The following is a 10,257-nucleotide window of genomic DNA, read 5'->3' on the forward strand; positions in this document are numbered from 1 at the left end:
CGCCCCGGTGCTCGCCGTGCTGGTGATGGCGCGGGTCGTGCAGGCCGTGGCGGCCGCGATCCTCATTCCGACCTCCCTCGGCCTCGCGCTCCCCGCGTTCCCCCCGCACGAACACGCCAAGGTGATGGGCATCTGGACCGCGGTCGCCGCGGCCGGCGCCGGATCCGGCCCCGTCGCCGGGGGGTTGCTGCTGGCCGCCGGGTGGCAGTGGATCTTCCTGATCAACATTCCCGTCGTGGCCGTCGCGGTGCTGGCCGGACGCCGCCGGCTCCCGGCGTCCCCGCGGGGCGTCCGCAAGCGCCTGGACCTGCCGGGGGCGGCCCTGGTCCTGGCGACCGTGGCCGGTCTGACGACCGTGTTCACGCAGGCCTCCGACTGGGGATACGGTTCCGGGGCCACCCTCGGGTGCGCCGCGGCGACCGTCCTGCTGGGCGCCCTGACCGTACGCCACCTCCGCCGGGCCCCCGATCCGGTGATCAGTTTCGCCCTCTTCCGGCACCGGCTGTTCACCGTCGCCGTGAGCGGCGTGTTCCTGTACTACCTGGCGTTCGCCGCGATGATCCTGGCGGCCACGCTCTTCCTCACCGGCCGCTGGCACTACTCCGTCGTGGCCGCGGCGCTGTCCATCGCCCCGATGCCCGCCAGCACCATGGCGACGGCACCGCTGTCCGGCCGTATCGTCGCGCGCTTCGGCGCGCCGGCCTCGGCGGCACTGGGCGGCCTGACCCTCGCGGCGGGCTGCGGCTGGTGGGCCCTGACCGCGACGGACCGGCCCCAGTACCTCGTCGCGTTCCTGCCCGGCGCGATACTCGCCGGCATCAGCACCGCGCTGTTGCAGCCGCCGCTGTTCGGCTCGGCGGCCACCCTGCCCCCGGAACGGACCTCACTCGCCACCGCGGTCCTCATGATGTCCCGGCAGATCGCGTCGGCCCTCGGTGTCGCGATCCTCACCGCGATCCTCGGACACCAGACACTGCACGGCTTCCACATCGCCTGGCTCGCCATGTGCGCGGCCGCACTGGCATCGGCGGTCGCCGGCACCCGGTTCCGCGACAACCCGGCGGTGCGACCGGGCACTTGCCCGGCGGACTGAGCCGGGGCCCTGCCGAAGTGCGCATAAAACCAGGGTTGTTTGCCCAGGCAGGAGAAGTGATCGAGTCCATTCGTCCCCCTGTGATGCCGAGTTGGGCGCTGGCCTAGACTGCCGCCATGGCTGCCCCACCCACCCCTTCCGTCCGCCCCCGCCGTTCACGGGGAGCCTCGGCGACGCGCCCGCTCGCCGCCGAGGCCCGCATCCATCCCGAACTCGCCACGAGGTTGATCGAACGATGAGCACGACGACGGACAACGAGTCCCAGTTCGCCCGGGCGCGGAGGGTCATCCCGGGCGGCGTCAACTCCCCCGTGCGCGCCTTCGGATCGGTGGGCGGTGCGCCCCGTTTCCTCGTCTCCGCCTCCGGCCCGTACGTCACGGACGTCGAAGGACGCGAGTACGTCGACCTCGTCGCCTCCTGGGGACCGGCGATCCTCGGTCACGCCCACCCGGAGGTCGTCGCCGCGGTTCAGGACGCCGCCTCCCGGGGCCTCTCGTTCGGCGCCTCGACCCCGGCCGAGACGGAGCTGGCCGAGCTCGTCGTCGAACGGCTCGGCGGCACGCGTGCGGTAGGCGGCCTCATCGACGAGCTGCGTCTCGTGTCCACCGGCACCGAGGCGACCATGACCGCGATCCGCCTGGCCCGCGGCTTCACCGGCCGGCCGTTGCTGGTGAAGTTCGCCGGCCACTACCACGGCCACTCCGACGGTCTCCTCGCCGCCGCGGGCTCCGGCGTGGCCACCTTCGGCCTTCCCACCTCGGCCGGTGTTCCCGAGCCGATCGCCGCGCAGACCGTCGTCCTGCCCTACAACGACCTCGACGCGGTACGGGCCGTCTTCGCGGCCCACCCGGGACGCGTCGCGGCGGTCATCGTCGAAGCGGCGGCCGCGAACATGGGGGTCGTCGCACCCGACCCCGGATACAACGCCGCTCTCGCCTCGGTCGTCCACGAGAACGGCGCCTTGCTGATCCTCGACGAGGTCCTCACCGGGTTCAGGGTCGCACCGGACGGCTACTGGGGTCTGCAGAAGACGCTCTCCGCGGAGCCCTACGACGTCGACCTGGTCACCTTCGGCAAGGTCATCGGCGGCGGCATGCCCGTGGCCGCGGTCGGCGGCAGAAGCGACGTCATGGGACGCCTCGCTCCGGACGGCCCCGTCTACCAGGCCGGCACCCTCTCCGGGAACCCGCTGTCCGTCGCGGCCGGCCTCGCCACGCTCCGGCTCGCGGGCGAGGAGACCTACGCCCGGCTCGACCGGGCGAGCAACACGATCCGGGCCGCGGTGTCCGACGCCCTCACGGAGGCCGGCGTCCCCCACACCGTCCAGTCCGCGGGCAACCTGTTCTCCGTCCTCTTCGCGCCGGAGCCGGCCCGGGACTACGAAGCCGTACAGGCGCAGGACGCCTTCCGGTTCCCGCCGTTCTTCCACGCCATGCTCGAACGCGGAGTCGCCCTGCCGCCCAGCGTCTACGAAGCGTGGTTCGTCACGGCCGCCCACGACGACCGCGCCATCACCAGGATCGTCGAGGCACTCCCCCACGCCGCTCGCGCCGCGGCCGCGGCCCGCCCCGACTGACGGACGGCGGCCCCCGTCACTTCTCCGCGACCAACGGGCCGAGCGTCCTGCGCAGTTCGTCCTCGGTCAGCGGCTTCATCGCCCGTGCCGCGATCCGGCCGTTGCGGTCGAGGAAGACGGTCGAGGGCAGGGTCTGGGGGCTGAGGTTGTCCTTGGGGAAGCGGAGCAGCAGCCGACCGCCCGAGTCGTGAAGGCTCGGGTACGGAACGCCGAACCGCTTCTCGAAGCGGATCGTGGGGGCGGGGTTCGGTGTCACGGGTGTTGATGCCGACGAACCGGACGCCCTTGTCCCGGTAGTCGTTGGCGACCGTGACGAGGTTCGCCGCCTCGCCCCGGCAAGCACGACGGCGGGATCCGGGATGCCGGAGGGCACGGCAGGCGTTCATGTGAAAGGTTTCGCATGGCCTGTTCGGAGGCCCTCCGCACCCCCTGAACGGTGACGGCGCCGGAGTCGGGTCAGTACCAAATCACCCACTGCTGGTAGGGATTGTTGACGTCGAAGACCTTCGTGTACGCGTTGCCCTTGTCATTGGAGTCGAGGGCCATTCTGGTCTGGGCGTTGATCAGCGCGTACTTGGAGTCCTTGACGTATCTCTTCTCCCACCACTGCTTGCGGTTTCCGGAGTCGCATTTTTCGCTGAATACCCTGGACTCTCCGGTGTCCGGCGTGACCGTCATACACAGCCCGGTCTTGATGCTCTGGAGCATCATGCCCTTGGAACCCATGAAGGTGTTCCACTTCTGGTACGGATTGTCATCGCCACAGGCGTGCGTATAGACGTTGTACTTGGCGTCACCGTCGAGGCATCGCCCCGTCTGGACGTTCTTCGCCTTGATGGGGTACGGGTAAGGGTCCTCGGCCGCTGCCGCGGTTCCGGACGGCAGAACCGCGATTCCCGAGAAGGCTGCGCCGAACAGAGCGCCGATGACACGGGATTTCATTCCCATACTGCTCTCCTTGCCTGCGGCCGACGGTCGGTGATCACATGCCGGCGTCGATGACGTTCCGCGTGCGGCGACCGGCCCCTCAAAACTACGGCGGCCGCAGGGATCTTGGGCAGACGGCCAGTGTTGCCTGGCGTTGCCAACCCATCGGCAACGTGCGGTCGCTGTGGGTTGGGTCACCTCGGCCCGCGCGGAAAGCGGATTCGAGGTGCGACTACAGCGCCGGAGGCCCGGTTTCCCGGGCAATGCGCTGGTCCACCTCGTGCTCGTCCGGGCAAGGTTGACCATCGACAGGGACAGACGATCTCCGGCTCCGCCATCCAGCCCGGCCGCATGACCTCGGCCTGCTCCACGCACATCGTGCAGACCATTTCCACGGCAAGGTTGATCGTGTCACCCTCGGCGCCACAGAACGCCCTGCTCCACGAAAGGTCCCGACAGCACACCAAGTGCCCGATCTCGTCAGGGTCGGCACTCAGGCGGAACTCGGTCTCCGTATGCGCCTCCGAACTATGGGCGCGCTGTTTTGCGGTGGAAGATGACACCTGACGGACCTTACGTCAGAGGTCCGTTTCCTCTCGAATGAATTCTCGCGCAGGGAGGCCGACCACGGCCGGCCGTCGGCCGGAATCCCGGCCCACGGCTTGAGCGCCCCTACGGACCCGTCCCGAGGCCGTCGACTACCTGAACAGGCGGTCCCCGCTGTTGGCCATGCGGTGGGTGGCGCCGTGTCCGTTCACCCAGTCACGGACGAGCTTGATGGCATTGGCGCACTTCCAGTTGTCGTCGTACTCGCGCACTCCGGTGAAGGCGCCATAGCCCGCGATGATGCCGTCCACGCGCGCATCGCCCAGCAATTTGTCGACGTACCACGGGTCGTTGTACGTGGTCGTCCAGGACAGCGTGGCCGCGAGCCGCCCGGCGGCACGGTCCCCGGCGCCCTTCTTCAGTTCCGCACACGTGTTGCGAGCGGCTTCGGTGCAGTTGCCGAACCCCTTGGTGATGTCGGAGTCGCCGTAGTCCATCGCCCGCCGACCGGCCGGGAACCCGGCACCGGGACCGGTTGAAGGCGCCCAGGACCTGATCGCGGGTCCCGGTCGTCGTGATGCCCTCCAGCTTGCCCAGCTTGCCTTCCAGGCTCTTCCAGCCCCTGCCGCCGACGTCCGGGGTGCTGCCGCCGTGGTACTCGTAGAAGCCGTAGAGCACCTGGATCCCGGCACCGGTCAGCCGCTGCGCCTTGTCGCGCAGTCCGGCGACGCTGCACGCGCGGTTCGGCGCTTCCCCGCAGTAGTTCGGGTCCTTGATGTCCAGCCAGACCAGAGCCAGTCGGCGCCCTGCTCTGGCGTTGGAGACAATGCGGTCGATCATGCTGTCGAAGCTGGGGCCGTGCCGGGTCTCACCGGCCGAGGAACAGTCGTGATAAGCACGCCATTCGTTCGGATTCCACCAGGCACAGACGTCGATCTCGATGGCGTTGGCGCCGTGCTTGAGCGCGGCGTCCACGCCGTCCAGGGTGTCGACCCGGTGCGCGATGGCGTAGATCGCGTGACGCTGATCGGCTGCCGTCGCCGGGGTCGTACCGAGCGCGGTGGCACCGATGATCCCGCACAGTGCCGCCACTAACGCCAGTAACACCCGGGGGCCGACGCCACGTCGAAGGTGAGTGGTCAAGAAAGGCACTCCTTCATGTCGATGTCCTGAAACGGACAGTCGATCTCACCAACTGCACGTTGACATGCGATAAATGGGCGATTGACGAAGTCCGGGCAAGGATGGGCCACAAGCGGCACCGCACTCCGGCAGGCTGCCGTCAACCATGCGGCAGACCTGCCCAGCACCCTCGGTCTCCAACCACCCCCGCCAACCCCCCTGGGGAGTTGCCGCATCAGGCGAGCAGGTCCCAGGGCACCCGCCCGTACAACTTCGGCAGCACACCGACGAGTTCGCCGTCGTGGGGGAATCCGATGTCGTCGATGCGCGCGATCGGCGCGATCCCCACGGAGTTGGAGACGAAGGCGGCGTCGAAGCGACCCAAGTCGTCGAGGTACACGGGCCGTTGCCGCCAGTCCACTCCCGCCTTCTCCAGCTCCCGTCGCAGCAGCAGCATCGTGATGCCGTCCAGCGAGGGCCCCTCGGGCCAGACCACCGTGTCGCCCTCCACGAAGCCCACGTTGGTGATGGCCCCCTCGGCGACCAGGCCGTCGGCCCCCACCAGCAGCGCCTCGTCGAATCCGTCGGCCTGCACCCGCCGCAGGTGGTGCGCCTGTCCGAACACCCCCACATGCTTGAGATGGGCGAAGGGGCGGATGTACGGGACGCTCCGCAGGCGCTGCGGGCTGTTCGGCGCGGGTGCCGGGGGCCGTACCACGACCATCGTCACCGGGCTGACACTGTCCGGCGGCGCATACACGTAGACGCGCACCGACGCGTCCCGCACGCCCGCCTCGTCCAGTGCCTGCCGTACGCGGCCGACCACGAGCCCGCCATCGAGGTCCTGTCCGAACAACTCCCGGGTGGCGTCCTTGAGCCGGGTCAGGTGGAGTGCCAGTCCCCGCACTCTGCCGTTCCTGACCTGCATGGCGGTCATATGTCCGTAGCCGCCCATCAGCACCGTGGGCAGCGGATCGGAGGCGACGGCACGCCCGTCCACCTGGAGAAATGGCAGCTCAAGATCGTTCATGGCGGTCACCCTAACCATGCCGCCCACCGTGGTCGCCGGCATGTAGGCGGGAGAGGTCGGCAGAGGCAGGATGGGACAGGACCTCTCAACCCCTCCCGGACATACGGCCCGAGGCCGTGAACTCCCGCCGGCAGGAAGGAGAACCGGTCCGATGCTCGTCGCCGTCGACCACGTACAGCTCGCCGCCCCGCCCGGCGGCGAGGACGGGCTGCGAGGGGAGCGAGGCGCCCCAGGTCGTCCGGGACGACAACCTGCCGGGCCACAAGCGCTTCTGCTCCGAGGACCCGGTGGGCAACCGGCTCGAATTCCTGGAACCGGGCTGAGAGCGGGGCTTGAAGCTGCCGCAGCGGAAGCCCCTACCGTCCTGAGCAGGGCCGGAGAATCCGGCCCGGTGAAGCAACCCGTGTGGGGGGCGGCGATGGCCTGGCCGATCGCGGAGGTAGCCCGGATGTCGGGTGTGACGGCCCGGACACTGCGGCACTACGACGAGATCGGCCTGCTGCCGCCGGCCTGGATCGGCACCAACGGTCACCGCTACTACGAGGAGCGCCAACTGCTGCGACTGCAGCAGGTCCTCGTGCTGCGGGCGCTGGGCCTGGGGCTGCCTGACATCGGCCGGGTCCTGGCCGCGCAGGTCGACGAGCTGGAGGCCCTGCGGGGCCACCACCGTCGGCTGCTCGCCGAGCGCGACCGGCTGGACGCCCTGGCCGGCACCGTCGCCCGCACGATCGCCGAACTGGAGCAGTCCAGGAAGGACGGCACAGACATGATCAGCATCAGCCGACCGGAGAATCTGTTCGAGGGTATCGGGCCCGCCCGGTGCATGAAGGTCCTGCGCGACTTCCCGGAGCTGGTCGAGGCCGTCGAACGGCACACCTTCGCGTGGAGCGAGGCCGAGATCGAGGCCGACGAACGCGAGCGCACGGCGCAGATGATCCGGCTGGCCGAGCTGCTGGCCGCCGGCAGGCCCGCTGACGCCGATGACGTACAGGCCGTGATCGACACCCAGTACCGGACGCTGGCCCGGATCCGGGCAGCCACCGCCGACGAGTACTGCGCGATCGGGCGTTCCTGCGTGGAGAACGAGCACTGGCACGCGGCGTACGAGTCGATCGCGCCAGGCCTGGCCGCGTACCAGCGGCACGCCATCGAGGTGTACGCCGCAACCCGGCTGCGCTGAGCCGGGACGTGGGACGGGGCCGCCGCCACGGGGGTGCGGCGGCCCCTGCCGGAACGGGCCACTCCCCAGTCGGCCCGATGTCAGGTGCGTGACCATGACGTTTGTCATCCTGGAGCGGTGGCTGCGGACACTGACGTCGAGTCCGGACCCGAACGTAACGTGGTGGACATGGAGATCACGAAGGACACCGCGCCCCGTACCCGCCGCACCGAGTGGAGCTTCTCGCTCCTGGGCGGTCTCAAGCACCAGGGCGCCTTCACGGCCCGGCAGCGCACGGTGCACGTGTCCGCGGTGGGCGGGGCCAAGCTCGACCACACCGGCGCCGACCTGCCCACGGACCCGACCCGTTTGGTGAAGGCGGCCCTGGTCGGTGGCGCGGAACTCGCCTACCCCGAAGGGGCGTCCGCCGAGATCGACGCGTTCTCGGTCCTCGGCGGCGTCGACCTGACCGTCCCGGCCGGTACGACGGTCGAGGTCAGCGGCTTCTCCCTGCTCGGCGGCCGCAGCAAGGACACGGCCGGTGAGCCCGGCGGTGCCGTCGTCAAGGTCCGCGCCTACTCCCTCATCGGCGGCGTCAAAGTACGCCAGGCCTGATCAACCACCGAACCCACGACGAAGGCCCCCGCACAACCGCAGCGATGGCCGGCGGATCGGACGGCACCCGGATTCGTCGGACGCCCGTCTCGCCGGTCGTCTACTGTACGGATGCACCGCGCCGCCTACCGTGGTCATGTGGAGGGGAATTCTGTGTCGTCGCCCTGCGGTCCCGAGCACGCTCCCGCCGGTGATGTGGGGACAGCGCTCCTGATCATCGACTCCCGGCTCAAAAGCGTCCACGATGGCAAGACCGGTGCCGACCCCGAACAGCAGGAGCTCATCGACCAGTTCACCGCGTCCCTGGGCCCCGAGGCGGCGAACGACGTGCTGGACGGGGCGTGCACGCTCATCTACATGTTCATGCAGTGGCTGCGGATGGCCTACGAGGGCCAGGACAAGGACGTCGTCGCGTTCGTGGTGCCCGACCTCGTGGCCATGATGCGCATGATGCCCAGGAGCGTCCGCCCCGAGGTGATCCCCACCATGGCCGGCCTCGTCATCGCCGCGGGCACCGGCCTGAGCCCCAACCTGTGGCGCAAGCAGTACGGGCCCTGGACGGAGGACGAGATGAATCCCCTGGAAGCCACCGCCTTCCTGCTCGCGGAGCACATCAACCGGATCACCGGCGACCGCGACTTCGCCACCCGTCTGATCACCGAAGTTCTGGCCGGCTCGGACGAAGACTGACGTGCCGCCAAGTCCCGAACGCCATCAGGAGGTTGGACACATGCGGCATCCGGCGTGCTGCGCAGGGTCGTAGCGCCGGCCGCAGGCGCAGCGGGGCCAGTCGAGGCAGGCGGGGCACTGGGAGTAGGGGGCGGTGACGGGGACGCCGCAGGTGCCGCCGCGGCCGGTGCACTCGGCCATCGGAGGCCGGTGGGCGACTGCCTGCTCCAGGGTCCGGTCCGCGGCGGTCACGGTCGGTTCGACGTCCCGGCCCGTCCGCGCGGCGGCGGGGCCGGGAGGGCGGGTTGCGCCCCGGCAGACGGGGCAGGGCGTGTCCGGGCGGCCCGGGACGAAGCCGTCCTCGCATCCGCCCCGGCACTCGGACGGCGTCAGCAGCCACAGCACCACGTCGTCCGGGCCGTAGCCTTCCTGCTTCCCCTCCGCTGGCCGCTGCAGCGGGCGACTGGACCAACTGCCCCACCAGCGCCGTTCGATACGGTCGGCGAGCTGACGCGCCGGGCGGTACGGCAGTTCGTCCCGGATCGCGGCCAACGCCGACGGCGGCAGCACGCCCCCGCAGGCCCGCAGCAACGAGTCCGGAACAGCAGCCAGCACCGCTCGCAACGGATCATGGGATCCTGCCTGTTCCAGGCACGCGTCGCAGCGGTCGCGGCGTGCCGTTTGCGGGAAAAAGTGCTGCTGCCAACGCCGTTTGCGGTCCTTGCGACGGTCCGGCTCGACCACCTCCACCACGTACTCCCGCTCGGGCAGCGGCCCCCGGCATGTCCGGCACCTCCCCCGGCACGTCAGGCAACGGCCGCCTTCCGGGGACGGCGCCTGACAGTCCGGGCACTCCCGCCGGCACACATCGCACAGGTGATCATCCGGGTGCGGAACCGGCAGCCACCGGTAATCACCTTGGCACCGGATGCACTTCGCCGGATTCACATCCTCGTTCGGCGTCGGCAGGACCGGCCGCCCCGGACACAGATCGCACCGCACCACCACCTGGTTTCCCGTACGACGCGCGATCACAAATCCCCCCGGGAGCACAGCGAGCAGCGATCTCACCAGCGTACCGACCGGACGGCACGGTCAGCACCGCCCGTACCGGACCGCTGCCGACGGGGTCGGGAGGCGGGAATTTCCCGACCCCTTTCATATGTTGCGGCGGACGGCCTGATCCCTTTGCGTACGACGCGACGGCGGTGCCATCCTCGGAGGAGGTGAGCAACTCATGTCCACGGCGGGCTTGTTCTGGATCATCGAGAGCGACGTGTACGTCGGCGCGAAGCCCTCCGGTCCGGCTCCCCGAGGTACGTCTGACCTCCGGAGGCGTGATGGCCTTCGGCGACGGACAGTTCGACACCCACCTGTGGGAGGACGTGCACGCCCTGACGGCAACACGGACATCCCCGTGAAGTCCCTGAAGCGACAGGTCGGCGCGGTCAAGGACCTGACGGTCATCATCACGGTGATGAACTTGGCCCTTCCCATGGGCCCGGTCGCAGCGGGTGAGG

At 69.8% G+C, this 10,257-nt stretch carries 11 protein-coding genes; 6 read left to right on the plus strand and 5 right to left on the minus strand.

Annotation, left to right across the window (positions count from 1 at the left end; translation table 11 throughout):
• Both ABD794_RS11935 and hemL read left to right on the plus strand, forming a co-directional pair.
• On the plus strand, positions 1 to 1,093 hold a 1,093-nt coding region (locus tag ABD794_RS11935), incomplete at its 5' end, for an MFS transporter (protein ID WP_344963012.1).
• A gap of 235 nt (positions 1,094 to 1,328) precedes the next feature.
• Positions 1,329 to 2,669, plus strand: a complete 1,341-nt coding sequence (hemL, locus tag ABD794_RS11940; RefSeq protein WP_344963014.1) for a glutamate-1-semialdehyde 2,1-aminomutase — start codon at positions 1,329 to 1,331, stop codon at positions 2,667 to 2,669.
• A 16-nt stretch (positions 2,670 to 2,685) separates the two neighbouring features.
• Here hemL and ABD794_RS11945 read toward each other — a convergent pair whose 3' ends face one another.
• The 4 genes from ABD794_RS11945 to ABD794_RS11960 all read right to left on the minus strand — a co-directional run bounded on the left by ABD794_RS11945 (position 2,686) and on the right by ABD794_RS11960 (position 6,294).
• On the minus strand, positions 2,686 to 2,925 hold the full coding sequence (locus ABD794_RS11945) for a TlpA family protein disulfide reductase (RefSeq protein WP_344963015.1): 240 nt from the start codon (positions 2,923 to 2,925) through the stop codon (positions 2,686 to 2,688).
• A 200-nt stretch (positions 2,926 to 3,125) separates the two neighbouring features.
• The gene (locus ABD794_RS11950; protein WP_344963016.1) at positions 3,126 to 3,611 is read right to left on the minus strand and encodes an RICIN domain-containing protein; all 486 of its coding nucleotides are present in this window, start codon (positions 3,609 to 3,611) and stop codon (positions 3,126 to 3,128) included.
• A 747-nt stretch (positions 3,612 to 4,358) separates the two neighbouring features.
• Positions 4,359 to 5,285: a PI-PLC domain-containing protein gene (locus tag ABD794_RS11955; RefSeq protein WP_344963017.1), complete on the minus strand. Its 927-nt coding sequence runs from the start codon at positions 5,283 to 5,285 to the stop codon at positions 4,359 to 4,361.
• Positions 5,286 to 5,499: 214 nt separating this feature from the next.
• A complete protein-coding gene (locus ABD794_RS11960) occupies positions 5,500 to 6,294 on the minus strand; it encodes an aminotransferase class IV (RefSeq protein ID WP_344963018.1) in 795 nt (264 codons plus the stop codon).
• 116 nt (positions 6,295 to 6,410) lie between these two features.
• Between ABD794_RS11960 and ABD794_RS11965 the strand changes: the two genes are divergently transcribed.
• The 4 genes from ABD794_RS11965 to ABD794_RS11980 all read left to right on the plus strand — a co-directional run bounded on the left by ABD794_RS11965 (position 6,411) and on the right by ABD794_RS11980 (position 8,758).
• Entirely contained in the window at positions 6,411 to 6,617 is a 207-nt protein-coding gene (locus tag ABD794_RS11965; RefSeq protein WP_344963029.1) for a hypothetical protein, read from the plus strand.
• 95 nt (positions 6,618 to 6,712) lie between these two features.
• Positions 6,713 to 7,474, plus strand: a complete 762-nt coding sequence (locus ABD794_RS11970) for a MerR family transcriptional regulator (protein WP_344963027.1) — start codon at positions 6,713 to 6,715, stop codon at positions 7,472 to 7,474.
• Between the two features lie 168 nt (positions 7,475 to 7,642).
• Positions 7,643 to 8,068 (plus strand): hypothetical protein, encoded by a 426-nt coding sequence (locus ABD794_RS11975; protein WP_344963020.1) that lies wholly within the window; start codon positions 7,643 to 7,645, stop codon positions 8,066 to 8,068.
• A 153-nt stretch (positions 8,069 to 8,221) separates the two neighbouring features.
• On the plus strand, positions 8,222 to 8,758 hold the full coding sequence (locus ABD794_RS11980; protein WP_344963022.1) for a hypothetical protein: 537 nt from the start codon (positions 8,222 to 8,224) through the stop codon (positions 8,756 to 8,758).
• A gap of 24 nt (positions 8,759 to 8,782) precedes the next feature.
• Here ABD794_RS11980 and ABD794_RS11985 read toward each other — a convergent pair whose 3' ends face one another.
• Positions 8,783 to 9,490 (minus strand): hypothetical protein, encoded by a 708-nt coding sequence (locus ABD794_RS11985; RefSeq protein ID WP_344963024.1) that lies wholly within the window; start codon positions 9,488 to 9,490, stop codon positions 8,783 to 8,785.
• Between the last annotated feature and the right edge of the window lie 767 nt (positions 9,491 to 10,257).

The sequence above is a fragment of the Streptomyces thioluteus genome, from assembly GCF_039535865.1.

What these genes read in the sequence shown, in the direction of transcription:
- hemL (WP_344963014.1), top strand. Translation starts at nt 1,329, where the DNA reads ATGAGCACGACGACGGACAACGAGTCCCAGTTCGCCCGGGCGCGGAGG.
- ABD794_RS11950 (WP_344963016.1), bottom strand. Translation starts at nt 3,611, where the DNA reads ATGAAATCCCGTGTCATCGGCGCTCTGTTCGGCGCAGCCTTCTCGGGA.
- ABD794_RS11960 (WP_344963018.1), bottom strand. Translation starts at nt 6,294, where the DNA reads ATGAACGATCTTGAGCTGCCATTTCTCCAGGTGGACGGGCGTGCCGTC.
- ABD794_RS11970 (WP_344963027.1), top strand. Translation starts at nt 6,713, where the DNA reads ATGGCCTGGCCGATCGCGGAGGTAGCCCGGATGTCGGGTGTGACGGCC.
- ABD794_RS11975 (WP_344963020.1), top strand. Translation starts at nt 7,643, where the DNA reads ATGGAGATCACGAAGGACACCGCGCCCCGTACCCGCCGCACCGAGTGG.